The 23,878-nt window shown below is 50.5% G+C and carries 22 protein-coding genes; 13 read left to right on the top strand and 9 right to left on the bottom strand.

Going from position 1 to position 23,878, the window contains the following annotated elements; genetic code table 11:
• Window positions 1-201 precede the first annotated feature (201 nt).
• Complete coding sequence (gene pgi, locus JL719_RS01865; RefSeq protein WP_033158521.1) at window positions 202-1,839, bottom strand: glucose-6-phosphate isomerase; 1,638 nt, start codon at window positions 1,837-1,839, stop codon at window positions 202-204.
• A gap of 312 nt (window positions 1,840-2,151) precedes the next feature.
• Between pgi and JL719_RS01860 the strand changes: the two genes are divergently transcribed.
• The 4 genes from JL719_RS01860 to JL719_RS01845 all read left to right on the top strand — a co-directional run bounded on the left by JL719_RS01860 (window position 2,152) and on the right by JL719_RS01845 (window position 5,022).
• Window positions 2,152-2,745 (top strand): hypothetical protein, encoded by a 594-nt coding sequence (locus tag JL719_RS01860; protein ID WP_033158520.1) that lies wholly within the window; start codon window positions 2,152-2,154, stop codon window positions 2,743-2,745.
• A gap of 133 nt (window positions 2,746-2,878) precedes the next feature.
• Window positions 2,879-3,775 carry a cupredoxin domain-containing protein gene (locus tag JL719_RS01855; protein WP_033158519.1) on the top strand — a complete coding sequence of 299 codons (897 nt, stop codon included), beginning with the start codon at window positions 2,879-2,881 and terminating at the stop codon, window positions 3,773-3,775.
• 59 nt (window positions 3,776-3,834) lie between these two features.
• Window positions 3,835-4,257 (top strand): YqaA family protein, encoded by a 423-nt coding sequence (locus tag JL719_RS01850; protein ID WP_033158518.1) that lies wholly within the window; start codon window positions 3,835-3,837, stop codon window positions 4,255-4,257.
• A gap of 3 nt (window positions 4,258-4,260) precedes the next feature.
• Window positions 4,261-5,022, top strand: coding sequence for a hypothetical protein (locus JL719_RS01845; RefSeq protein WP_033158517.1), 762 nt, complete (start codon window positions 4,261-4,263; stop codon window positions 5,020-5,022).
• Between the two features lie 82 nt (window positions 5,023-5,104).
• On the opposite strand, the gene JL719_RS01840 is transcribed toward JL719_RS01845, so the two are convergent.
• Both JL719_RS01840 and JL719_RS01835 read right to left on the bottom strand, forming a co-directional pair.
• Window positions 5,105-5,635 carry an MOSC domain-containing protein gene (locus tag JL719_RS01840; protein WP_033158516.1) on the bottom strand — a complete coding sequence of 177 codons (531 nt, stop codon included), beginning with the start codon at window positions 5,633-5,635 and terminating at the stop codon, window positions 5,105-5,107.
• Window positions 5,636-5,774: 139 nt separating this feature from the next.
• Complete coding sequence (locus tag JL719_RS01835) at window positions 5,775-6,470, bottom strand: homing endonuclease associated repeat-containing protein (RefSeq protein ID WP_033158515.1); 696 nt, start codon at window positions 6,468-6,470, stop codon at window positions 5,775-5,777.
• 166 nt (window positions 6,471-6,636) lie between these two features.
• On the opposite strand from JL719_RS01835, the gene JL719_RS01830 reads away from it, so the two are divergent.
• The 5 genes from JL719_RS01830 (at window position 6,637) to JL719_RS01810 (ending at window position 13,863) form a co-directional block, all read left to right on the top strand.
• Window positions 6,637-9,447: a valine--tRNA ligase gene (locus JL719_RS01830; protein ID WP_033158514.1), complete on the top strand. Its 2,811-nt coding sequence runs from the start codon at window positions 6,637-6,639 to the stop codon at window positions 9,445-9,447.
• 8 nt (window positions 9,448-9,455) lie between these two features.
• Complete coding sequence (locus tag JL719_RS01825; RefSeq protein ID WP_033158513.1) at window positions 9,456-10,895, top strand: HDOD domain-containing protein; 1,440 nt, start codon at window positions 9,456-9,458, stop codon at window positions 10,893-10,895.
• A 3-nt stretch (window positions 10,896-10,898) separates the two neighbouring features.
• On the top strand, window positions 10,899-11,693 hold the full coding sequence (locus JL719_RS01820; protein WP_033158512.1) for a response regulator: 795 nt from the start codon (window positions 10,899-10,901) through the stop codon (window positions 11,691-11,693).
• Window positions 11,694-11,850: 157 nt separating this feature from the next.
• On the top strand, window positions 11,851-12,390 hold the full coding sequence (locus JL719_RS01815; RefSeq protein WP_033158511.1) for a PAS domain-containing protein: 540 nt from the start codon (window positions 11,851-11,853) through the stop codon (window positions 12,388-12,390).
• Between the two features lie 3 nt (window positions 12,391-12,393).
• Window positions 12,394-13,863 (top strand): methyl-accepting chemotaxis protein, encoded by a 1,470-nt coding sequence (locus JL719_RS01810; protein WP_033158510.1) that lies wholly within the window; start codon window positions 12,394-12,396, stop codon window positions 13,861-13,863.
• 71 nt (window positions 13,864-13,934) lie between these two features.
• Here JL719_RS01810 and JL719_RS01805 read toward each other — a convergent pair whose 3' ends face one another.
• The 4 genes from JL719_RS01805 to yihA form a co-directional block, all read right to left on the bottom strand.
• Window positions 13,935-14,450 carry a septal ring lytic transglycosylase RlpA family protein gene (locus JL719_RS01805; protein ID WP_033158509.1) on the bottom strand — a complete coding sequence of 172 codons (516 nt, stop codon included), beginning with the start codon at window positions 14,448-14,450 and terminating at the stop codon, window positions 13,935-13,937.
• A 103-nt stretch (window positions 14,451-14,553) separates the two neighbouring features.
• Window positions 14,554-14,949, bottom strand: coding sequence for a glycine zipper family protein (locus JL719_RS01800; RefSeq protein WP_033158508.1), 396 nt, complete (start codon window positions 14,947-14,949; stop codon window positions 14,554-14,556).
• Entirely contained in the window at window positions 14,949-15,332 is a 384-nt protein-coding gene (locus tag JL719_RS01795) for a hypothetical protein (protein WP_033158507.1), read from the bottom strand. Before JL719_RS01795 ends, JL719_RS01800 begins: the two co-directional genes overlap by 1 nt.
• A gap of 319 nt (window positions 15,333-15,651) precedes the next feature.
• Window positions 15,652-16,272 carry a ribosome biogenesis GTP-binding protein YihA/YsxC gene (gene yihA, locus JL719_RS01790; RefSeq protein WP_033158506.1) on the bottom strand — a complete coding sequence of 207 codons (621 nt, stop codon included), beginning with the start codon at window positions 16,270-16,272 and terminating at the stop codon, window positions 15,652-15,654.
• 110 nt (window positions 16,273-16,382) lie between these two features.
• Here yihA and JL719_RS01785 point away from each other — a divergent pair, with 110 nt between their 5' ends.
• The 4 genes from JL719_RS01785 (at window position 16,383) to JL719_RS01770 (ending at window position 20,998) form a co-directional block, all read left to right on the top strand.
• Window positions 16,383-17,066: a c-type cytochrome gene (locus JL719_RS01785; protein ID WP_033158505.1), complete on the top strand. Its 684-nt coding sequence runs from the start codon at window positions 16,383-16,385 to the stop codon at window positions 17,064-17,066.
• Window positions 17,067-17,416: 350 nt separating this feature from the next.
• Window positions 17,417-18,022: a thiol:disulfide interchange protein DsbA/DsbL gene (locus JL719_RS01780; protein WP_033158503.1), complete on the top strand. Its 606-nt coding sequence runs from the start codon at window positions 17,417-17,419 to the stop codon at window positions 18,020-18,022.
• Window positions 18,023-18,147: 125 nt separating this feature from the next.
• Window positions 18,148-19,674, top strand: coding sequence for a GGDEF domain-containing protein (locus JL719_RS01775; protein ID WP_033158502.1), 1,527 nt, complete (start codon window positions 18,148-18,150; stop codon window positions 19,672-19,674).
• Window positions 19,675-19,687: 13 nt separating this feature from the next.
• Window positions 19,688-20,998 carry a GGDEF domain-containing protein gene (locus tag JL719_RS01770; RefSeq protein ID WP_033158501.1) on the top strand — a complete coding sequence of 437 codons (1,311 nt, stop codon included), beginning with the start codon at window positions 19,688-19,690 and terminating at the stop codon, window positions 20,996-20,998.
• 126 nt (window positions 20,999-21,124) lie between these two features.
• On the opposite strand, the gene JL719_RS01765 is transcribed toward JL719_RS01770, so the two are convergent.
• Complete coding sequence (locus JL719_RS01765) at window positions 21,125-21,811, bottom strand: hypothetical protein (protein WP_033158500.1); 687 nt, start codon at window positions 21,809-21,811, stop codon at window positions 21,125-21,127.
• 237 nt (window positions 21,812-22,048) lie between these two features.
• Window positions 22,049-23,749 carry a glycoside hydrolase family 17 protein gene (locus tag JL719_RS01760; RefSeq protein WP_033158499.1) on the bottom strand — a complete coding sequence of 567 codons (1,701 nt, stop codon included), beginning with the start codon at window positions 23,747-23,749 and terminating at the stop codon, window positions 22,049-22,051.
• Window positions 23,750-23,878: the final 129 nt, after the last annotated feature.

Genomic DNA, 23,878 nt, shown 5'->3' with positions numbered 1-23,878 from the left:
TCACTCAGCATAGCTTTTGTTTTTTGAATCAATTTGTGCGCCTGTGAGGGGTGCGAACCGGAAGGTTAACCAGACAAAGCATGCTTGAATGGGTTAAGACACCTGAAGGCTGCGAAAATATGCTGCAACCTTCAGGTTTAGAAAACGGCTTGCCTACCAAACACAGAATGCTCGTTTTCTAAAACAGCCTATTGTCTAAGCTTATTTACGCAGGCGCTTATAAGCGTTGATCAAGCCGTTGGTGGAGCTGTCGTGGTCTGTGACCATCTCGTCGTTTTTCAGCTGCGGCAGAATCGCCCGCGCTAACACTTTTCCCAATTCCACACCCATTTGATCAAAGGAATTGATATTCCAGATCACGCCTTGTACGAAGATTTTGTGTTCGTAAAACGCGATTAAGGTACCCAAGGTTCTGGGGGTCAGCTTTTTGAATAAAAACGAGTTGGACGGTTTGTTGCCTTCGAAGATTTTGGAGGCAATCAGGGCGTCATCCAGATTAGGTTCATGGCTTAAATCCTCCCTAACCTCCGCCTCGGTTTTACCGCGCATCAGCGCTTCGGCTTGGGCCAGAAAGTTGGAAATCAGAATATCGTGGTGGTCGGGTAAGTCGTATTGGCTTTGCGCGGCCGCCAAGAAATCGCCGGGAATCAGCTTGGTGCCCTGATGGATCAATTGGAAAAAGGCATGCTGACCATTTGTACCGGGTTGGCCCCAGATAATCGGACCGGTGTTGTAATCGACTTTTTCACCGTTGATGGTAGCGCTTTTGCCGTTACTTTCCATGTCGCCCTGCTGGAAATAATCGGCAAAATATTTCAAGGACTGCGCGTACGGCAGAATCGCGTAGGTTTCCGCTTCGAAGAAGTTGTTGTACCAGATGCCCAGCAAGCCCATGATGACCGGGATGTTTTTTTCGAATGGCGCACTGCGGAAATGTTCGTCGGCGATATGCGCGCCCATCAGCAATTCTTCGAAATTGTCCATGCCTATGTATAGGGCAATGGACATGCCGATCACGGACCACAGGGAATAACGGCCACCGACCCAATCCCAAAACTCGAACATGTTCTCCGGGTCTATGCCGAACTCCTTAACCTTTTCGACATTAGTCGAGATCGCCACGAAATGTTTGGAAATATTGGCCGGGTCAACCGCCGCTTTTAAAAACCAGTTACGCGCCGACCGGGCGTTGGTCATCGTTTCCTGAGTCGTAAATGTTTTTGACGAGATCAAAAATAAGGTAGTCTCGGGGTTGAGCGGTTTCAGAGTTTCCACGATGTCGGTTTGATCAACATTCGAAACGAAGTGGGCTTTCAAACCGTCTTTACCGTAAGGCGCCAATGCAGTATCGACCATTTTGGGCCCCAAATCGGAACCGCCGATGCCGATGTTGACGATGTCGGTAATAGTCTTGCCGGTGTAGCCGGTCCAGGCGCCGGAACGGACTTGTTCCGTAAATACCCGCATTTTCGCCAACACTTTATTAATTTCCGGCATCACGTCCTTACCGCGAAACAATACCGGCTTGTTGCTGCGATTACGCAAAGCGGTATGCAAGACAGCGCGTTTTTCCGTGGTATTAATAATGGAACCGGAAAACATGGCTTCGGTCTTGGAGGAAAGCTCCGCGCGGCTTGCCAATTCAATCAACAAAGGCAAAGTTTCTTCGGTAATTAGATTTTTAGAGAAATCGAACAGCAAATCGCCAAATGTCACGGAAAACTTGTCGAAGCGTTGCGGATCTTTATCGAACGCATCCTTCATGCAAAATTTGCCGGCAATCTCGCGGTGATGTTGCTTAACGGCATTCCATTCGGCAGAGTTTATTAATTTGGACATATTGTTGTTATTTAATTAACCGGATAGGGGGATATTTCAGTAGACCTGAACAGGCAGAGGCAATTTAAAGGGATGATTCATAACCCCATTATAAGGATTGTCTTTGATTGCTGACAAAAAAAATTACAGCTTGAATCGATCATCTCAACTACGGCACGATAGCCTTTCTTTGGCTAGGGCGATGTGCTAGAGTTAAGCGCTGTTTTGATCGAAATCAGGCAGTTACGTTCGCCAATGATTTAAACATGTTCATGTATAACCACATGAAAAATAATAAAAACTACAGCATTTATTAACACGGGAAGGGTATTTATGAGAAGCTCTCGCATATTAAGAAACGGTTTACTGGGCTTGTTGGGCCTGATTTTTTCATCAACAGTATTGGCACACGGTGGCGCCGCGGGTACTGATACTGACCAATGTAAGTTCGAACTGGAAAAAGATCACTGGATCCATTACACCGCCTACCAGCCAAACGCATACCCGGCTGAAGAGTTCTGCGGCAATATTCCCGATATCAACACATTGACTCAATTGGTCTTCGACTATCAAGACCAACGCTATCGCGGCATGGCTATCGAATTTGAAGTGACCAAAGAGCCTGAAGGCAAACGGGTTTTCTTCCAAGCAGCCGAAAAACATAAATCAGGCACCGTCATTCTGAACCTGCCACAAGGCGTGCCAGAAGCCGGCAAACATTTGATTCACATCACGCTACTGCAAGATAATGGCGAAAGATTGGATGCACACATGAGCTTTAAAGCCGGTGCGGGTCAACCGACCAGCAAAGGTAGTTATGCCTTGTATGCATTGGTGTTGTTCGCTGGCTTGTACGTCCTTTATCTGTCTAACGCCGGTTTCAAACGCAAAGTTGACGGCATAATTGGTAAAGCGAAAGAAATCTAAGAATTACGCCGCAAGAACCGTTATTCCGCCGATGCTGCGCGGCGGAATAACGTCATTTCCGGCAGCCTTGTCAATCAGAACTATCGCGGCATAATCCACGCTATACACAAAGCCCCTTTGAGGTAATGCAATAATGTTCAAATTCGTATCACTTGCCACACTGGTCTGCGCCTTATCTGTGACTGCTGCGTCCGCAAAAGAAATGCAGGATCACAATCAGATGATGAACCACGGCGACGGTCATTTGATGGATATGGATGGCGGCATGGTTATGGGCCAGAACACCGACACCTTGCCCGGCGGCTGCGACAAAATTGCCGCAACCAAGGAAATTACCGTGCATGCCGGGCACAAATATTCCGAGAAATTCCCCGGCACCATGTTTGCGTTCGATCAGCAGGAGTTTCAATTCGAACCTTGCACCAAACTGACTGTACATTTCGTCAATGAAGATGAAATCCGTCATCAATGGATGATGCACGGATTACCCAAATATTTGTACCCCAAAGGTATGTTCCATTTGGAAGTCAGCGGTCCCGGCAAAGTATCCGGCACGCTAATCCTACCGCCGGGCGACAAAACCTACTTAGTGCATTGCGACATCGCGCAGCACATGGAAAAAGGTATGAAAGCCCAATTGAAGGTCGGCAAAGGCAGCGAGGACTTGCCCAGCATTCCTGGGGTAACCGCGGCGATTTTCCCAGATGATTACAGCGGCAGACCCTACGATCCTAAACTCGACGCGCCAGCCCCCAGCACACCCGTGGCAGCCCCAGTAGTGGCAGCGGCACCTGTGCCTGTTGCCGCAGTCGATGATTCGATTGTTTCCGGCACCACCGTAGTCGGTTTGGCTATCGGTTTTATTGCCGCACCTTGGCTGGCAAAACGCTTTAAAGGCATGAGCGCCGGCGAAATTGTTGCTACCGTACTGGAGCAAGTCGCTCACGCTGTTGGCTATGTCATGCAACTGATCGGCAAGCTGATCAAAATGGTATCCGGCAAAAACGTCATCGCCTTACCGGACAAATAAAGACTAAGTAAAAAGCCCCTGAAACAGCTGTTTCAGGGGCTTTTTTATGGGCTAAACAAATGCAGTTAGAATCGCTCGGCCCTCTGGGATTATTTATCAGTGCTTTCATTTCGTCCACCGTCGCACCCGGCGGTTCGGAAGCGGTACTGGCCTACCTGGTTAACAGCCAACAACATTCCGTCAGCCAGTTGGTGGCTATCGCCAGCATCGGCAACACCTTGGGCGCCATGACCACCTGGTGGTTGGGCCTGTGGGCCGCCAAAAAATATCCCGCCGAAGCTTTAGCCAAGCAACATCAAAAATCGCTAAATACCGTGCGCCGCTGGGGCAGTTGGGCCTTGCTGTTTTCCTGGCTACCGCTGGTCGGGGACGGCCTGTGTTTTGCCGGCGGCTGGCTACGCCTTTCCATCCTATCCTCGCTGTTGGCGATTTTTTTAGGTAAAGTGTTGCGTTATATCGCCGTTGCCTACGCCTTTGTCTAAGCCATGAGTTTCTTTTCCTTACCGCACTTCCCCGCCGTCAATACAGTCGCTGAGCACAATAAACGCGATTATCAGATTGCCGCGTTTACCTTTGTCACCACCACCATCTGTTTGACGATGGACGGCTTCGCGCCGCAATTCATGCAATACGTTCTGGCGTTTTTCGGCTGGCTGTTTTTGATAGCCTGGCTGCGCGGCGAATGCAAGTATGTGCGCACCCAGGTGGCGGTGGCGGTAACCTTTGCGGTGATCGGCGAATACTTCGCATCCGTGTACATGAAAGGCTATATCTACCGCTTCGGCAATGTTCCGGCTTACGTACCCGCCGGTCACGGACTAGTGTATCTCACCGCCGTCGCACTGGGTCGCTCCGGACTATTTCAGCAACACGCACGCCGCATTGCCGTTTTGGTTGTGACGGCTTGCGGCACCTGGGTGGCGTGGGGGCTGAGCGGCCTCGGACGATTGGACATCATCGGCGCGGTGCTGTTTGTGGTGTTCTTGGGCTACTTGTTCAAAGGCCGCTCGCCGATGGTTTATCTGGGTGCGTTCTTCATCACCTCCTGGCTGGAAATCGTCGGCACCAGCGCCGGGACTTGGGCTTGGGCCGAGATTGATCCCGCCTCGCACCTGCCGCAAGGCAACCCGCCTAGCGGTGTAGCGGCTTGGTATTGCTTAGTCGATGCGGTGGCTATTGCCGGGGCGGGGCCGGTATTGCAAGCCTTCACCAAAACAGCTTTGGTGTTGCAGCGGCAAAGGGCGTGACCGTTGCCGGCTGAGTCGAGCGAAACAATACCCCGCAAAACGCCTTCAATGCTGGGTTTCGCGCTGCTCAACCCAGCCTACATTATTCCACATGCCGGATCGCGTCCAAGCGCACCCGGTGACCTACTCGAATCGCGCCACCCGCCAAAATTCGCGCCGTCATCCCACCATGTCCGCGTAGCGCGTTATAACTCCCCATCCCCAATTCGGCAGCCATTTTCGAGCACGGATCGCAAGGCCCGGTGACTTGAATAATCACTTCATCCCCAATCGCCCATTCCAACACCAAATCTGGAAACGGCGAGCGCATACCGATAAGGTTGAGTCCCGAAACCACGAGATTGCGCCGTAACCGACTCGGTTCCAATTCCCCGAGTCCACACCAATTGGCGACAATAGGTAAATGCTCGGCCTGGAACAAAGTCAGTTCGCGTTTTGACGATTGTCTGCCGGAACGAGCGGCATTTGCCCGCCGGTCGCCCAGTAGTCCCCGACCCGGCTCCGCGCGGGCCTCATCAACAACAACCGCCGGCTCATTGCGCGCCGGACGCAAAATGATCGCTTCGATCCGGCCTTCCGAAGCGTATTGTTGAGTTAGGTCGTGGAGAGTCATGGTTAGGTGGCGATGTGGTAGGTGCGACTAGTGAAGCGTAATCGCACGAATTCGAAACATTTCATTCCCCCGATTTCGCTTCGCTTATCGGGGCTACGAGTTCTGAGTTAATCCGAGTTATGAATATTTGAGTGATTGGTTAATTGTTAAAGGCATTTCCCTTGCCGAGATTACATTGCTTACACTTGCTTTCAAGATTGTCATCGGTTGTCTCACCGCCTTTTGACCACGGCAAAATGTGATCAACATGCAATTCAACACCTGGCTGCGTAATGGGGCTTACACCACAAGCTTTGCAACGAAAACCATCCCTGACTAAGATTCGGAATCTTTGGCGATCAGATATTTCCCGGCGAGTACGGCGCTTTGCTTTGTGTGGCTGCATGGCTATGTCCGCTGTAATTTGCTCTTCTACAATCTTATGAGGCTGATCTATGGCGTCTGAGTTGACCCATTCAACAAACCTCCCAAGAGCCTTCAACCATGAACCGAATCGTTTTTCATAGGTTCCAGCTGAGAACGTAGAGCTAGGCGCTTTTACCTCGCCATATCTTGGTTGACGTCCAAGGTTTATCCATAACGTCTTAATGTTTTCGAAAAGTTCATCATCGGAAATTCCTATTTTTGATCTGCTAGGTTCGAGCCCAGCCAACTTCAATGCTTTAGGCCATGAGCCGAACCTCCTTTGAATTGTGCTTGGGTGAGCTTTTCCGACTTCTGCGTATTCGGCCATTGTGATAGTTTCTCGGCAGAGAGCTTTTGCGCTGCGACGTAAATCGTCCAACAATTCTTCGTCGGCAGAGCCTCTAAGACTTACTTCTAATTCAAACTTCATGCCGCCTCATCTTGCCCAACATACAATTACATGGTTCCGTATATTTCGCCAGCCTATGTGAAATAGGCTTCCCTTCTTTTAGCTTTCCACCCAAACCCCTACCCCCCAACCGTTTTACGGTTAAAATATCATATTAGTTTTCACCACAAGCTCATCCAACAAAAACATGGAAAAAACCTATTCCCCGCACGCAATCGAACAACGCTGGTATCAACTTTGGGAAGATAGCGGCTACTTCGCCGCCAAACAAGAGGGCGAGTCGTATTGCATTATGATTCCGCCGCCCAACGTTACCGGCAGCTTGCACATGGGGCATGCGTTTCAAGACACCATCATGGATGCGCTTACCCGTTATCACCGGATGAAAGGTTACAACACGCTGTGGCAACCGGGCACCGATCATGCCGGTATCGCCACGCAAATGGTGGTGGAACGCATCATCAACGCCGACGGTAAAACCCGCCACGATTTGGGCCGCGAGGCGTTTATCGAGAAAGTCTGGGAATGGAAAGAAGAATCCGGCGGCACCATCACCCGCCAGCTACGCCGTATGGGTTCGTCGCTGGATTGGGAAAAAGAACGCTTCACCATGGACGACGGCATGTCCGATGCGGTGCAGGAAGTGTTCATCAAATTGTACGAAGAAGGCCTGATTTATCGCGGCAAACGTCTGGTGAACTGGGATCCGGTGCTGCACACCGCTGTTTCCGACCTGGAAGTGCTGTCGGAAGAAGAAAACGGCTCGATGTGGTATATGCGCTACCCCTTGACCAACGGCACCGGTTATTTGCTGGTAGCGACAACCCGTCCGGAAACCCTGCTCGGCGACGCGGCCGTGGCGATTCATCCCGACGACGAGCGTTACAAACATCTGCTCGGCGAATTCGTCGAATTGCCGTTAACCGGCCGCCGCATTCCCATTATTGCCGACGAGTATGTCGATCCGGAATTCGGTACCGGCTGCGTGAAAATCACGCCGGCCCACGATTTCAACGACTACGAAGTCTGGTCGCGACACAAACAAATATCCGCCATCGCCGACCTACCGCATGGCGGCTTGATCAACATCTTTACCGTCGATGCGGCGATACGCGGCAACGATGATGGCTTTACCATTATTCCTGACGCCTATATTGGCCTGGACCGCTTCGAAGCGCGCAAGAAAATCGTTGCCGATTTGGACGCACAAGGCCTACTGGAAAAAATCGCCGACCATAAATTGATGGTGCCGCGCGGCGACCGTACCGGCGCGGTGATCGAACCGTTATTGACCAATCAGTGGTACGTAAAAATCGCCCCGCTGGCCAAGCCGGCCATCGAAGCGGTGGAAACCGGCGCCATCAAATTCGTGCCGGACAACTGGAAAAACACTTATTTTGAGTGGATGCGCAACATCCAGGATTGGTGCATCTCCCGGCAAATCTGGTGGGGCCATCGGATTCCGGCTTGGTACGACGACCAGGGCAATACCTACGTCGGCCATAATGAAGCCGAAATCCGCGCCACGCACGGACTGGCTGCCGATTATCCGCTCAAGCAAGACGAAGACGTACTGGATACCTGGTTCTCGTCGGCTTTATGGCCGTTCTCGACGCTGGGCTGGCCGGAGCAAACCCCGGAACTGGCGAAACATTACCCGACCAGTGTATTGGTCACCGGCTTCGACATCATCTTCTTCTGGGTAGCCCGAATGATCATGATGGGCCTGAAATTCCAGGGTGAAGTGCCGTTCAAGGAAGTGTATATCCACGGTCTGGTCCGCGACGCCGAAGGCCAGAAGATGTCCAAATCCAAGGGCAACGTGTTGGACCCTATCGACATCATCGACGGCATTGATTTGGAAGCTTTGGTTGCAAAGCGCGTGTCCGGCATGATGCAGCCGCATCTGGCCAAAAAAATCGAGCAAGCCACCCGCAAGCAATTCCCGGATGGCATTCAGTCGTTCGGCACCGATGCGCTGCGTTTTACTTTCGCTTCGCTAGCTTCGACCGGCCGCGACATTCGCTTTGACTTGCAACGCACCGAAGGCTATCGCAACTTCTGCAACAAATTGTGGAACGCCGCCCGTTACGTGCTGATGAACACCGAAGATCAGGACAACGGTATCGACTGCGCCGAGTGCCGTTACAGCCCGGCTGACCGCTGGATTAAGGCGCGACTACAGCATACGATTAGCGATACCAATGAAGCGATTAGAAGCTATCGTTTTGATCTAGCGGCACAAGCGATCTACGAATTCACCTGGAACGAATACTGCGACTGGTATCTGGAACTGGCGAAAATTTCGCTGCAAAGCGACGATGCACTATTGCAACGCGGTACCCGCCAAACTTTGCTGAAGGTGTTGGAAACCGTGTTGCGGTTGGCGCACCCGATCATGCCGTTCATCACCGAAGAGATTTGGCAACGGGTCGGCCCGCTGGCCGGCGTCACCGCAGCAACTATTATGCTGCAGCCGTATCCTGAACTGGATAAAGCAGATGCAATTGACCCAATAGCAGAGCCACAGATTGAATGGGTCAAAGAATTTATCCTCGGCATCCGCCGCATTCGTGGCGAAATGAACATTGCGCCGGGTAAACCATTGAACGTGCTGCTGCAAAACGGCAATGCCAACGACCAAGTCTATTTGCAAGAGCTTGGAAACTATTTGCGAAAACTCGGCCGTCTGGAAATCATCACTTGGCTGAACCCCGGCGACAATGCGCCGGAATCGGCGATTGCGCTGGTCGGCGACATGAAAATCCTGATCCCGATGGCCGGTTTGATCGACAAGGACGCCGAATTGGCGCGCCTGGACAAGGAAATTCAGCGCATCGAAAAAGAACTGCCGCGCATCGAAGGCAAATTGAGCAATGCCGCCTTCGTCGACAAAGCTCCGCCGGAAGTCATCGACAAAGAGCGCGAGAAACTGGCCGGTTTACAATCATCATTGACGAATCTGAAGGAACAGTACGCCAAGATCAAAGCCCTGTAGTGTAAGCCATGAATCCGGCTCCCCCACAAAAGCCACCGCAAACTCTGGACGAATGGACAGAGCTGCTGCGCGTGCAGGAAATGCCGATTTTCTCCAACACCGCGCATAATATCTACGCGGCGTTGGACGACAGGCACAAGGGGGCCATCGAGCTGGCGACGGTAATTCTGCAAGACCCCAACCTCACCGCCAAGCTGCTTAAGGTGGGCAGCAGCCCTTACTACAATCCATCGAAACAAAAGATGAGCACCGTATCGCGCGCCATCGTGGTATTGGGCGCGGAGGTGATCAGAGAGCTGACGCTGGCTTGCTCGTTTTTCGAAGCGATGCTGTCGTCCACCAACAAGGACAGGGCTAATCGAGAAATTGCGTTAGCCTTGCATGCCGCCGTGCAGGCCAAGGATTTGGCGCTCAGCATGGGCGATACCTCGCCCGAGGAAGTGTTTGTCGCGGCGCTACTGCACAATATCGGCCACATTGCCTTCTGGTGCTCCGGCAATCCGCAATCCAAAAAAGTCCATGAGCAAATCGAAAAAAGCGGCCTGAACAATCGCGAAGCCGAGAAAAAGGTGCTGGGCTTTACCTTGCAGGACTTAGGCAAAAAACTCAGCAAATCCTGGAGCCTGGGCGGCCTGATAGAAGACGCCATCGCCAAGCCGGATTCCGCGGAAAAACGGGTGCAAATGGTGCAACTAGGGCATCAGATTTGCTTGGCTCTAAAAGCCGGCCGCGACTCCGATGCCATGCGGACTTGTCTGCAGAAAGTCGCGGCATTCACCGGCCTGCCAACGGAAACCCTGAAAACAAAGATCGACAAAAACACCTCGGAAGCCGTACATATCGCCCGCCAGTTTGGCGCCAACGATGCCTCCAAATTCATCAGCACCGAAGCCATCATCGCCAAATTCGAAGACGCTGAAGAGGAAAAGGCCGACAAGAAACAGCTGCAATTTCAAATTTTGCAAGACATCAGTAGCCACATCAGCGGGCAAATCGATCTAAACGGCCTGTTTGAAATGGTACTGGAAGGCATACATCGCGGCGTGGAAATGGACAGAACTTTGTTCATGCTGCTCAGTCCGGATAAGCAGACGCTAAACGAAAAATTTTCCTTAGGCTGGCATAAAATCGGGCTTGACCAAAAAATTCGCATTTACAATTCCGAAGCCTCCGCGAACTTACTGTTTCACGCCTTGCAACAGCAAGAAGGCGTCTGGCTGTTTCCCCAGCAGCATCGCGAGCTTTACACGCCGCAAATCCGCCAGCATATCGGCGAATACGAGTGCTTTGTTTTCCCGGTTTATGCGGAGAAAAAGACCGTGGGCCTCATTTATTGCGACCATTCTATTCATGGACTACCCTTAACGCGCGAGGACTTCACCGCAGCCAAGCACTTTGCCAAACAAGCGCATATCGGCTTAACCCTATACTGCATGAAAAACCACTAATCCATGACAGACTATCAGCTTGCCAATCTTCAGGTTTTTCTCGTCGAACCGTCACATACTCAGCAGCAAATCATCTCCCATTTTTTACATGCTTGCGATATCAACGACATTACCTGCCTAAATACCGGCGCGGAGTTGTTCGAGCGTTTACAGCACTCCCGGCCCGATCTGATTATCAGCTCGATGTATTTGCCCGACATGACCGGCGTGGAGTTGGTAACCTCGCTTCGCAAACACGACGAATCCTACGAAATGGCCTTTTTGCTGATTTCCAGCGAGACCAATATCAAATATCTGGAACCGATCCGCCAGGCCGGCGCCATCGCCATATTACCCAAGCCGTTTACCCGTCAGGCCCTGGAAACCGCCCTGCATTCCACGCTGGAATATGTTCGTCCGGAAAAACTTAACCTCACCCATCTGGACATAGAGGACCTGAGCGTGCTGCTGGTAGACGACAGCGAATTCTCGTTGAAATACTTGACCCGGGTTTTCGAAAATATTGGCGTTGGGCAAATTGTGACCGCTCATGACGGCAAACAAGGGCTGCAAATGTTCAATCAGCAGTATTTCGATCTGGTAGTCACCGACTACAACATGCCGCAGATGGATGGCCTACAACTGGTCGATCACATTCGCAACCATTCCGAACGCGGCTCGGTACCTATTTTGATGGTCACCAGCGAGCAAAATGAAAGCCGCCTGGCGGCCATCGAAAAATCCGAAGTCTCCGCCATACTAGACAAGCCCTTCGAAGCCACTTCAATCAAGCGCCTTCTGATTAATTTGCTCAATTGAGCTAATCTTGTGTGGCGAGCGAATACCCCACAATATGCACGGCTATGAGAATCCCGGATCGAACCAATGTCCGATGCGGCCACGATCAAGCTCATCCGGTTTTCGCGCAAAATATGCCAGGACTGACCACCAATAGCCCCAAATTAAGGTACGGAATATGAAGCCGACTATCACGCCTAACAATAACGAAAAAAAACTCGCGGACGATGATTTTATCGTTTCCAAGACCGACACCTCTGGGCGGATCACTTACGCTAATCGCATTTTTATGGAAATCGCCGGCTATCCGGAACACCAATTGCTGGGCATACAACACAACATCATCAGACACCCGGATATGCCGCGCGGCGTGTTTAGATTTATGTGGAATACATTAAAAGCCGGTGATGAGTTTTTCGGGTTTGCCAAAAATCTATGCCGGGATGGCGGATATTATTGGGTATTTGCCAACATTACGCCGGATTATGACAAGGACGGTAAATTGCAGGGTTACTATTCGGTGCGCCGTAATCCGCCCCGTAACGCACTGGGGGTCATCATACCGATTTATCAGGAAATGTTGGCCATCGAGAAACGCCATTCAGTCAAAGATGCCCCGGATAAATCGCTGGAATACCTATTTGACGTGGTTCAGCAATCCGGCGCTAAAAATTACAACAGCCTGGTGCTAAGCCTTTACAAGCCCAACGGAGTGTAAGCCATGAATTCAAATGCCAATATTCCGTTTTTAAGAACCAAGCTGAATTATGCGGTGGCAGCCGTTATATTTTTTACTGTTGCGGCATTCGTCTACACGCTTATAACGCATGGCTTTTCCTGGCTCATGCTTGGCTTGCTGCTGCCGTTGCCGGTGATAGCTCTGGATGCCTGGCACGCCGGCAAACAATGCCTGCTGGTATTAGAGCGTATAGAAGAAGTGCTGAGACACACAAATCAAGGCCAACTCTATCATCGCGTCACCAAAACGCGAGGCATGGGCGAAGTCGGCAAAATAGCCTGGGAGCTCAATGAGACCTTGGACATCATGGAGTCTTACTTCAAAGAAATGAACTCCTGTTTCCAGCACGCAGCCGAAGGCAATTATGACCGTTATGCCTTGGTTGACGGCTTTCCGGGCATACTGAAAAAGTCGGCGAAGAATATGAACGACGCCATCAAATTAATGGATGAAAACGACAAATTGACGATCAAGCGGCGTTTATCGGCCGGTCTGCATGCGCTCAACACCAACAATCTGCTCAACAATCTGAAAGGTAATCAGAGCGACTTGCTCAATATCACCGAGCAAATGCAGAAAGTAGAAAATATTGCTGTGGAAACGGGTGAAAACGCCAACGCCAGCCTATCGGCAGTGGAAACCATCAGCAACTCCCTGTCCGACATCAATGCCAATGTACATTCGGTGTCGGATGTGATCGGTGCGCTGATTAACGACAGCAAAAAAATTACTGAATCCTTATCGATGATTACCGGAATTGCCGATCAAACCAACCTGCTGGCCTTAAACGCCTCCATAGAAGCGGCACGCGCCGGCGAGCATGGACGGGGCTTCGCGGTAGTCGCGGACGAAGTCAAAAATCTCTCCGAGCATACCAAGAACGCCGCTTTGGAAGTCTCCAGAACATTAAAATCGTTTAATAAACGGGTCGAACAAATGCAAATCGAGGCAGAAAGTTCGTCATCGCTGTCGCAAGAGATACTGGCTCAGGTCAACTCGTTCCGCCAGCAGTTTTCCAATCTCTCGCAGTCGGCAAAAATTTCGGTCGATTACATTTCTTATGCAAAAGACAAATCCTTCGGCGTCCTGGCCAAACTGGATCATGTGGTTTACAAACAAAACGGCTATGTGGCGATAGAAACCTTCAGCGAGTGTCCGCATCACCAAGCCATCATGGTAGACAACCATAATTGCCGGTTAGGAAAGTGGTATTACGAAGGACTGGGCTATGAAAAATTCCGCTCGACCAGCGCTTACGCCAAATTGAATCAGCCGCATGCCGAGGTGCATAGGACGACGCAAAAGGCTTATGAAGTCTCTCGATCCAAATGGGTGGATGATCCAGGCATGCTTGATGAGATCATTCGGCAAATGCAACTGGCCGAGGCCGCCAGCGCCGAGGTGATGCAGTATATCGACGCGATGGTGGAAGAAAGGCATAAAAACATATAGTCCACCGCTTTACAGAATCGCCATAGCGCAAGTCGCTTCGGTGCAAAGCGCAGCAACATGCACTGAGCTGCCTAACTTCCCAAATATTCCACCGTCACTTCCGCTAATCCGTGCATACCGATCTGTTCCGCCGCGCCCTGGGACAGATCGATAAGTCGATTAGCCTTGAATGGCCCCCTGTCGTTGATTACCACATCCACAAAACGGCCGTTACGCAGATTGGTAACCCGAACTTTAGAGGGAATCGGCAGCGTTTTATGCGCCGCCGTCATGCCGCGCGGATCGAAGCGGTCGCCGTTGGCAGTAAAGTTACCGGATTCTGCGCCATACCAGGAAGCCAATCCCTGTGCTTTGTACCCTAGCGCGCTCTGCAGCGGGGAATAAGTTTTACCTTTGACTTTATAAGATTTGGTGTAAGTGGTCTTAGTCGTACCGGTCAGCACGGCTTGATCGTCAGTGCGTTGCAACGTCGGCACACTGGAACAGGCACTAAGTAGACTAATAAACATCAGCGGCATAACTGTATGCCATCGCCGCACGTTGAGGCTAAATCGGCTTGAAAAACCCGATACCGTGTTTAAGAACATAACTGTTTCTCCGCGTGGAAGACTGCTTAAACAAGCAGTCTTCAATGGATAGAGTTGAAAAATTCAGACGAGATTGCCGAGCCGGTTTATCCTGACGGATTGCTCAGTTAACTACTCGATGGCCGCGTTGGCGTAAGCAGTTGTTGTAGGCGTTTTTATAGCGGTCTTCGGATTGAATACCTTGTTTGGACGCACCACCGATACCGCCGGCAGCTGCACCGATAGCCGCGCCTTTTCCAGGGCTGCCGAGCACTGCGCCCAAAGCGGCGCCGCCGGCCGCGCCAATCAGGCCGCCAACGCCGGCGCCTATCGCGGCTTCCTTCGCAGTACCTCCGGACGCTTGCGATGCCAATTGCTGGCACTCATGCATATCCTGATTCAAGCGGTAAGAATTTGGGTTATTGTAAGCATCGACGGTTGGCGTCCAGCCGGTTTGCGAAGCGCAAGCCGATACCAAAAGACAAGCGACAGTAACTGAACAGACTGTTAGCTTCGTCATTATCTATTCATCCCATTGCCAATCCACGAACCGGCCGCAGCACCAATACCGGCCGCCAATGGGTCACCGCGACCCATTTCATAACCCATCGCACTACCGACCAAACCACCGACCAGACCTTGCGGAGAACGCTGGTCGTAACCGCCATATCTAACTGGCGGGGGTGGCGGCGGCGCGTAATAGCGCTGTTGCATGGGCACATATTCCACTACTCGCTCGGGCACATACACCCGCTCCACAGGGTAAGCAGGGTAATACTCGCGTCCATAACCGTGACCGTGATGGTGGTGCCGATGATGGCGATGCTCGCCCCAATCGTCATCGGCCAAAGCCGCTGAAGAAAACAACAAACCGATCAACATGATTTTTGTCACTCTGAACATATATGACTCCTTGTTGGGAAATTATTCAGTTGCGGCAAATTCTAGGGAGACTGGCTTAAAACAGAATTAAGGGCAGATTATGATCGGATTAAGAATCTCGCCGCGCCGATTAGCCCGTTAAGCAACGAAATCAGCAATTATCTGGGCATATCCTTGACCGACATTGACAGCCCTGATTCGTCATTAAACAGAACGGGCGATAACTGCATTCGCGGTGGGTTGTAAAATACTTCGCGTTGTTTTTGGACCGTTTCAACTTACGTTTGAAGTTGAAAGTCTACCGAACGTACCTTTGGGTTTCTCGTCAGAACAGCGAAGCCTACTCCTCCGACACCACCATCTTCCTGAACCCAAACCACTCATCCAAAACCTGGTGCACATCGTCAATGCCGACTTTGTTCAATGCGGAAAACAATTGCAAAGTCACCACAATATCAGCCTGACTCAAATCCCGTTGCACCTGCAATAACGTAGTCTTGGCCGCGCCGAATTTCAGCTTGTCGGATTTAGTCAACAGAATGTGCAAGGGCAGTTTGCGATGTTCGCACCATTCAACCATTTGCCAATCGAAATCGGTGAGCGGGTGACGAATGTCCATGACCTGGACGATGCCGCACAGGGCTTGGCGGTCGTGTAAGTAGCTTTCCATCATCTGCCGCCAATCTTTTTTGATGGCCTCCGGCACTTTGGCGTAGCCATAACCGGGCAGGTCGACCAGTTTGCGTTGGGCGTCTATTTCAAAAAAATTCAGCAATTGGGTACGGCCCGGGGTTTTACTGACGCGGGCCAAGGCATTTTGTTGCACCAGCGTATTGATTGCACTGGATTTACCGGCGTTGGAGCGGCCGGCGAAAGCGATTTCCATGCCTTGGTCGGGCGGCGCGTCCTTCAGTTTGGGAGCGCTGTTGATGAACTTGGCTTGGTGGTAGATGGGATTCATCACAGTCTCGCTTAGTGTTTATAAATCGGTTAGAATCCGGGCATTATAACGTCCGGCGGCTGCCATCAGCTTGCTTAATGTCGATCAACCTTCCTGAGCAGGGGCCCATAATGATAAAAAAATTGCTGACTGTTTCCATCTCTTTGTTGTTGGCAACTGCTGCCGGCCATGTAAACGCGCAAGGTAATGCCAGCGCCAGCGCCGGAAAAACCAAAGCCGCCAGTTGCGCGGGCTGCCACGGCGAAGACGGTAACAGCACGATGCCGGCGTTTCCAAAATTGGCAGGCCAGCACCAAACTTATTTGGTCAAACAGTTACAAGCCTTCAAGAGTGGCGCACGCTTGGCCCCGATGATGGCGCCATTGGCGGCGGGCCTTGACGAGCAAACAATTCAAGAGCTTGCCAGTTATTATGCCGGCAACAAAATTTCCACCAATCCGGCGCCCAAACTGCCGGCGAATGATGACGACGATGCGCCCGCAAAAACCCCTGAGCAAGAAAAAGCCGCACTGGATGCCTTAATTACGCAAGGTAGCGACTTATACCGTAACGGCAATATCAGTCGCGAAGTGTCGGCATGCGTGGCATGCCACGGCCCTTATGCTGAAGGCAATAAACCGGCCTCATTCCCGTCCCTGCATTCGCAGCACGCCGATTATCTGATTAAAAGTCTGACTGATTTCAAAACCGGTGCCCGCAGCAACAACCGGGAGAACATGATGCACATGATCGCCACCAAAATGACTGACGAGGATATTAAAGCGGTTGCTTATTACATCTCCACGATGAAATAAGCCTTCGTTATCCGGCGGAGTTGCTGCTCTGCCGGATTTGATCCAGTCCTTGATTCACAAGGATTAAATTCTCTTCCTCGTTCTTGTCGCAACCTGCCTTCCTCGTTCTGAAAGCTCTCTTCCTGAAGGCCGGCGCGGAAGCGTTGCCTTGAAAACTGGATAAGGTCAGCTCCACAACAGATTGAGTTAGATTACAGAACCGCGCTTGCTTGAATGTTACGGAGTGAGGGCTGACGAGGTGCGGACCAGTCATTGACTGGGCGAATACGTTCGATTTTTTGTCAAATTGTTTACGCATCTGCGTGTAAACATGGTTTTTTATCGGGAATACATTATTACGGAGAACGTTGATGTTAAAAATAATCGCATTGTTGGGACTGTTGGGCTTTTCTTCGCTGGTAAATGCAGAAGGCGGTTACGAAGCCATAACGCCGGCACAGCCGGTACAAAATCCGGACAAGATCGAAGTGATCGAGTTTTTTTGGTACGGCTGCCCGCATTGCTATAGCCTGGAGCCGTCTATGGTGGAATGGCTGAAAACCAAACCCGCCAATGTTGAGTTTATCCGTCAGCCGGCGGTATTCAGCGATCTGTGGGGCAAGCATGCCAAGGCCTATTTTACGGCCGAAGCTTTAGGCATTTTGGATAAAGTCCACGCCGATCTGTTCGATGCGATTCAGAACAAGAAGCAAAAATTAGTCAGCGAAGACGAACTGGCTAAGTTTTTTGCAGATCATGGCGTTAAGGACGAGGATTTTCGCAGTGCTTTTAACTCATTTTTGGTCGATGCCAAGCTGCGTCAAGCCGAATCTACCGGTCCTCGTTACGGTATCAGTGGCGTACCTGCGCTGATTGTCAACGGCAAATACAAAGTCACCGCTCAATCGGCCAAATCTCAAGCCAACATGTTGACCGTAGTCAACCAATTGATCGCACAAGAGAGCCAGAAAAAATAAACACCCCACTAATGAATTGCCGCACAAGGACGTGAGGGGCGAATGCTGATTGTAGGATATTCTTCACAAATTCAACGATAGTCTATAATCAAGCGACTAAGAATTTAAGAATTAGGGCACGTTTCATGGTTTTTTTTAAAAACAAGGATGAGGGGCCGGACAGATGGAAGGAAAAATACCTCAAGCTGTTGGACGACCAGGAACACACTGAAAAACAATACAAAGCCAACGAAGAGTTGTTATGCAAAACCATCGTCCGTTTTGCGCTGGCCGTAAAAGGCCTGAATCGGCAACTTGATCCTCACTTAAACCGTATTCGCAATTTATTAAAAAGCGGCCTGCAAAGTCAGCAATTGCAGAAAGAGCTATCGGCTTTTTCTAATGCGCTGATAATGCTGGAAGAATCGCCTGAGCCTTCGCTCATGGACGCTTCATTGCTGTTCGAGTTTCTTGGCAAACAATATCCCCAACACTCGGATCAGCTTGATGAGATTCGCGAAAAATACGAAAACCGCCTGTTCAGTAACAATCAGGCCTTTTATCTGGCATTGTTGGAGCTTATAGAGGGCAACAAGCCGCTTGCCAACATGGACTTGGCTTTGGAGCTAACCGGAGCGGATGCTAAAGCCATCAATATTCAACTGGTTCGTCTGTTGGACAATGCGGAAATTCCGTTGGTTTTTGCCGAAGACGCCGAAAAGATCAAAAACCGGCTGCATGCCGATCAAGCCTTAGGGCCTATTTTTGACGATACGGTTGCATTGCTGTTGGCAATAAAAAAACATTTGGAATCCGAACAGCAGGAGATGGCGGCATTTTTGTCGAAATTGACCGAGCAATTAACCGAGTTAGGTGTAAAAGCGACCGGCGTTAACGCCGCCAACGAAATAAGGGTTAAAAAGCGCAATCTGCTGGATCAAGCGGTATCCGAGCAAATTATGGAGCTACGCGAAAAGTCTGAGAACGCGACGCAGCTTGAGCCGCTGAAGCAAATTGTCAGCAGTCGATTAACCACTATCACGCAACAGATCCAAGCACACAATCTCCAGGAACAGCAGGAACGCGATAAAACCCAACGGGACATGCAGATCCTGTCGCAAAGGTTGCGGGAAATGGAGTCCGAGTCCTCTGAGTTGCGCTCGAAACTGGATCTGGCCCAACATCGCGCGACCCGCGATCCGTTGACTAATCTGCCCAATCGGTTGGCGTTCGAGGATCGATTGGCAGATGAGATGGCGCGTTGCCGACGGCATAAATCGCCGATGACACTAATGGTTTGGGACGTGGATCTGTTTAAGAGCATCAACGACACTTACGGCCATAAAAGCGGGGATAAGGCCCTGATTGTGATAGCCGAATTATTACTCAAACACTGCCGGGAAACCGATTTCGTGGCGCGTTTCGGCGGCGAGGAGTTTGTGATGATATTACCCGGCGCTGATGCCAAATCCGCCTTGGTGATCGCGGAAAAGCTTCGAAAAACCCTGGAAAACAGTAGCTTCAATGCCAATGGCAACAAAGTGTCGATCACCTTATCCTGCGGAATGAGCCAATTTATCGATGGCGACACTAACGAATCGATTTTCAATCGAGCCGACTCAGGTTTGTACCGCGCCAAACAAACCGGCCGTAACCGCTGCGTTGTCGTGTAACCAAGTCTGATTCATGGCAACTGCTAACCCTTATTCCGCGCCACTCGATAACGAAAAGTTTTTATACAAGCTCGTTATTCAGCTGCTGATTTTTTGCCAAGGCAGCCACAAGTTGTTGGAGCCCCATCTTCTGGCAATAGGTGCAAAATTGCGCAGCGGCGCGAATGCGCAGGAACTACTGCCTGAGTTGCAAGCGGTTTCTAAAACTTTGTTACACATTTCCAAGCAAGCCAAGCAGAATGTGAGCGTCGGGGAAGACGATGCTACTGAGTCACAACACAACTATTTGCTGGAGCGTTTGGATGAACTGCTTGGCGAAACTGAGGTGCCTTTACGTTTTCAGCAGCAGACGTCGCTATTAAAGCAACGGGTCAGAGCTAATCTCAGCGAGGATTCGTATAAGAAAGTCATCGACTCAGCGATTACATTGTTGCTGAACATCAAGGATTACAGCGCCTCCGAGCAGAAAGGTATCGATGTATTTCTCGGCGATTTAAGCGAGAGACTGGACGAGCTCGGCCAAGACGTAGAAACCGCCGGGCAAGCTAATCGCGCGTTGATTGATGATCGCGAGATTATGAACACCGAAATTCACAGGCAAGTCGGTAATCTAAAGGACTCGACACAGGCGGCTGAAGAACTCGATTTGCTGAAGAACCAGACAGCCGAGCATCTTGATCGTTTGCTGGAGCGGTTACTTGAGCATAAACAAATAGAGGATGAAAGGCAGCGGGATGCGCAAGAAAAAATTGACTCAATGACGCAAAAATTACAGGAGCTGGAAACTGAGACCGAGACCCTGCGCGTTAAACTTAAAATAGAGCACGACAAAGCCCTAAGCGATTCCTTGACCGGATTACCGAATCGTCTGGCATATAACAATCGTGCGGAAATGGAATTGAAACGTTGGAAGCGTTATAAAGCGCCGCTAGCGCTGATCATTTGGGATATTGATTTTTTCAAGCAAATCAATGACACCTACGGCCACAAGTCCGGCGATAAAACCCTGGCTTTGGTGGCTCAGCTATTGTTGAACAACTGCCGGGAAACGGACTTCGTTGCCCGTTACGGCGGCGAGGAATTTGTCATGCTGATGCCCAACACTAGTGCACTTCAGGCGCTGGAAATGGCGGAAAACACCCGCAAGATGATTAAAAGCTGCGGATTTAATTCTAACGGCGAAAATATCAATCTAACTCTGAGCTGCGGTATCAGTGAGTTTATAGACGGCGACATGCATGACGATGTGTTCGTGCGAGCCGATCAGGCGCTCTATCAGTCCAAACAAGGTGGGCGCAATCGCTGTACGGTGTTCGAACGATAATCTTTACGAGTCCCCACTTTTTTGGCGGCTCTTTTAGAACACTTACTATCTAGCGCAAAAAGTTAGTCTTTTAGCATCGCCTCTACAAACGCACTCCCCACAACGGAGCAATCTGTTCGCTTACTCTCAGCCAAATAAAAATGGATAGCTAACCGATCTGAACGGTGTATTGGCTGTCAGGCAACGGTCGAATATGCCTATTGCCTCATCGCAGGAGATGATTTCCTGCTGACTGTCCAGGATATAGTGGGCTAAATTAAGGATACATTTCCAGTGGCGGCGATTGTCGATAAAGCGAAAAGCCTGAAGCAACAATTCCTGCATTTTCTCTTCCCGCTGACTTTTTGACGCGATGAAGTGATCCAGGTAACTGAGCGCCTTTTCCAGATCGCTGCAGCCGCCGTAGTTATGTAAGGCATTGAAACTTATTAGATTGATATTAAAAACTTCGTCATCGCGAATGGACACGTATTTGGCTTCCGCCAAAGGCCCAACCAATAAGTTGACAACATCCGCTTCGTAAGCGCGTTGACAGGCGTGCTGCTGATTATCGTCGGATAAGTCGTTAAAGCTTTCCACGACAGCAATCGGCAAGTTTTGGATTAAGTTACCGTCTACGACTTTCGCAAAAAAATCGTCGTAAGCGTTAACGGGCCGTTTGACATGTATTTCAAAAAATACCGGAGGTAATTGTTTTTGGCGATTGCCAAGATGGATAGCCGCGGCATGACCGGCTTCATGAAAAGCTGTGCGCCAATTGAGTTCGTTAGGGTGCACGAAAGTTGACGTAGTTGAATAGTAGTTTCGTTCCATAGACAGCAACCTCATCCAGAAAAAAGATGCGGCCCAAGGGCCGCATTGAGGAAGGATATTAAAACTCTTTACCCTTTAGGAGAGGGAGCGCATACATAAGAGTTGCATACAGTTTAATGCTGGAAGCGCGTTTTGAAAATGTGACAAATTGACGCGCGGCAAACTGTCACTCAATATAACAACGACTTTTCGGGTTGAAAAACAGGTATTACGGCGTCATACCCGTTAACGTAAAACTTAAGCGTCCTGTTTACTGCGATGCTTAGTCCAGAACGGCAAGGACAGCATAAGCAAACAAGCCAGCCAGCCAAGCAATTGTTGGTTGTACAAGGTGTAGCTCAGCGCAAAGGGTAGGCCTTCTGAAAAGCCAGGGTGAGCTTGAATGAAATCCCGGCCATCCATAAAGGCTTTGGCTTCCCCGAATATCAGCGCGATAGCGCCAAAACTCAGTAAATAAGCCAAGAATCGATCACGGCGGCTTTGCAAGTTCCCACCAATTAGACTGTCAAACGCCAAAACTCGGCCATTGAATTTACGCTCCTTTAGCCATAGGCAAGCAATCAAACCGAACACCCCAAAAGCCGGAATGGCAAACTGCTCGATCGGAAAGCTCAAATAGCGCCCATTCATGGCTAGTCCGTAGGTTTTATAAAGCGCCAGCAATATAAAGATTAGATAACCGGCTCTCAAGCTATTGGCCAACTTAATGCTGCCTGGTTTATCGATCAAAATATCGCTACCACGTTCAAGCAGCAGCGCGCCGAGAATCGTATTCGCGATCACCAGGGCTACGGTATAAAGCCTTTGCCAAGTGCTGTAACTGGTGTACCAGAGAAAATCGGCCAATGTCACCAGGCAAACGCTGAAGACTTGCGCCAGGGTGAAAAACGCCAACATGCGGATCAGCGAGGCTTGCTCCAGCTTTTTGGAATACCTCGCGATTGCCAACAGCCAGATCAGCGTGGCGACGGCAAAGCGGATCGGCCAATTGGGTGCTTCGTTGACCGGGCCGGTCAACGGAAATACCGGTTCGCGGTCCGCAGAAAACAAGCCCCAGTTGGCCCCCACCACGCCTTCCAGTTCACTTTTCCAAGGTTGGTTAAAGGCTTCGACGATGTTGTAATCAAAGCCGTGGCGATTGGCGACCTGGATCATGCCGCGAATGAATTTGGCTTCGTTGACGACGCCGGGAATGGCCATGCCGCGCTGTCTGCCGGCGCTGGGCCAACCGGACTCTCCTATCAATATAGGTTTGCCGGGCGCGATGCCACGGGCTTCGTCTTCCACCTGTTTGACAATTTTTTCCAGATGCTGCGAGGCATTCTCCACCGAAATGGGTTCATCTTCCCAATACGGCAGGATGTGAATGGTGATGAAGTCCACTTCGTTGATCAGTTTGGGGTACTTCATATACATCGACCACACGTCGGCATAAGACACGGGTTGCTTGACCGCTTTCTTCACCTCGCGGATGTAGCCGATTAGCCTGTCGACATCCATATCGCCGCGCAATAGCACTTCGTTGCCGACGATCACTCGTTTCACCACGTCGGGGTTTTCATTGGCCGATTTGATCAACGCATTAACTTCATTACTGTTGTCTTTGTAACCGTAACCCAGCCAGGCGCCCTGGATCATCTTCAATCCGTGTTTGCGAGCTAACGCCGGAGTGGGTTGCTGGCCGCCAAGGCTGGAGTAAGTGCGGATGCATTCCGTTTTGTCTGCCAGCAGACGCAAGTCTTCATCGATATGTTCCGGCAACGGGAATTTTTCTTCCAGCGGACTAAAGCCCTCCCGAAACGGCGCAAAGGACAGGCTCATCAACTTGCCGGAGGGCACGTCCGTGCCAGCGTCTTGTGGCTGATTGTTCAACCAGGCGAAACTGCCGTGAACTAAAAAAATGAAAATCAAACAAAGCAATACTCTGATGCTGGGCATAATCTGACTGAGTGGTCTGTTGCAAAAATGAGGCTGATTGACTGGCAATAATCGCTCGTCATGGAATTATAAGGCATTAGCCGCCTTCCAGAATTACATCGTTTGGCAGCTAAGTAATAACGGTCAGGA

It is taken from the genome of Methylomonas sp. LW13 (genome assembly GCF_016865255.1).
Classification (GTDB): Bacteria; Pseudomonadota; Gammaproteobacteria; order Methylococcales; family Methylomonadaceae; genus Methylomonas.
This window is presented reverse-complemented; position numbering and strand designations above follow the sequence as displayed.

Excerpts from the sequence above, each read along its gene's own strand:
- pgi (WP_033158521.1), bottom strand. The coding sequence starts at position 1,839 with ATGTCCAAATTAATAAACTCTGCCGAATGGAATGCCGTTAAGCAACAT.
- JL719_RS01860 (WP_033158520.1), top strand. The coding sequence starts at position 2,152 with ATGAGAAGCTCTCGCATATTAAGAAACGGTTTACTGGGCTTGTTGGGC.
- JL719_RS01855 (WP_033158519.1), top strand. The coding sequence starts at position 2,879 with ATGTTCAAATTCGTATCACTTGCCACACTGGTCTGCGCCTTATCTGTG.
- JL719_RS01850 (WP_033158518.1), top strand. The coding sequence starts at position 3,835 with ATGCAGTTAGAATCGCTCGGCCCTCTGGGATTATTTATCAGTGCTTTC.
- JL719_RS01845 (WP_033158517.1), top strand. The coding sequence starts at position 4,261 with ATGAGTTTCTTTTCCTTACCGCACTTCCCCGCCGTCAATACAGTCGCT.
- JL719_RS01840 (WP_033158516.1), bottom strand. The coding sequence starts at position 5,635 with ATGACTCTCCACGACCTAACTCAACAATACGCTTCGGAAGGCCGGATC.
- JL719_RS01835 (WP_033158515.1), bottom strand. The coding sequence starts at position 6,470 with ATGAAGTTTGAATTAGAAGTAAGTCTTAGAGGCTCTGCCGACGAAGAA.
- JL719_RS01830 (WP_033158514.1), top strand. The coding sequence starts at position 6,637 with ATGGAAAAAACCTATTCCCCGCACGCAATCGAACAACGCTGGTATCAA.
- JL719_RS01825 (WP_033158513.1), top strand. The coding sequence starts at position 9,456 with ATGAATCCGGCTCCCCCACAAAAGCCACCGCAAACTCTGGACGAATGG.
- JL719_RS01820 (WP_033158512.1), top strand. The coding sequence starts at position 10,899 with ATGACAGACTATCAGCTTGCCAATCTTCAGGTTTTTCTCGTCGAACCG.
- JL719_RS01815 (WP_033158511.1), top strand. The coding sequence starts at position 11,851 with ATGAAGCCGACTATCACGCCTAACAATAACGAAAAAAAACTCGCGGAC.
- JL719_RS01810 (WP_033158510.1), top strand. The coding sequence starts at position 12,394 with ATGAATTCAAATGCCAATATTCCGTTTTTAAGAACCAAGCTGAATTAT.
- JL719_RS01805 (WP_033158509.1), bottom strand. The coding sequence starts at position 14,450 with ATGTTCTTAAACACGGTATCGGGTTTTTCAAGCCGATTTAGCCTCAAC.
- JL719_RS01800 (WP_033158508.1), bottom strand. The coding sequence starts at position 14,949 with ATGACGAAGCTAACAGTCTGTTCAGTTACTGTCGCTTGTCTTTTGGTA.
- JL719_RS01795 (WP_033158507.1), bottom strand. The coding sequence starts at position 15,332 with ATGTTCAGAGTGACAAAAATCATGTTGATCGGTTTGTTGTTTTCTTCA.
- yihA (WP_033158506.1), bottom strand. The coding sequence starts at position 16,272 with ATGAATCCCATCTACCACCAAGCCAAGTTCATCAACAGCGCTCCCAAA.
- JL719_RS01785 (WP_033158505.1), top strand. The coding sequence starts at position 16,383 with ATGATAAAAAAATTGCTGACTGTTTCCATCTCTTTGTTGTTGGCAACT.
- JL719_RS01780 (WP_033158503.1), top strand. The coding sequence starts at position 17,417 with ATGTTAAAAATAATCGCATTGTTGGGACTGTTGGGCTTTTCTTCGCTG.
- JL719_RS01775 (WP_033158502.1), top strand. The coding sequence starts at position 18,148 with ATGGTTTTTTTTAAAAACAAGGATGAGGGGCCGGACAGATGGAAGGAA.
- JL719_RS01770 (WP_033158501.1), top strand. The coding sequence starts at position 19,688 with ATGGCAACTGCTAACCCTTATTCCGCGCCACTCGATAACGAAAAGTTT.
- JL719_RS01765 (WP_033158500.1), bottom strand. The coding sequence starts at position 21,811 with ATGGAACGAAACTACTATTCAACTACGTCAACTTTCGTGCACCCTAAC.
- JL719_RS01760 (WP_033158499.1), bottom strand. The coding sequence starts at position 23,749 with ATGCCCAGCATCAGAGTATTGCTTTGTTTGATTTTCATTTTTTTAGTT.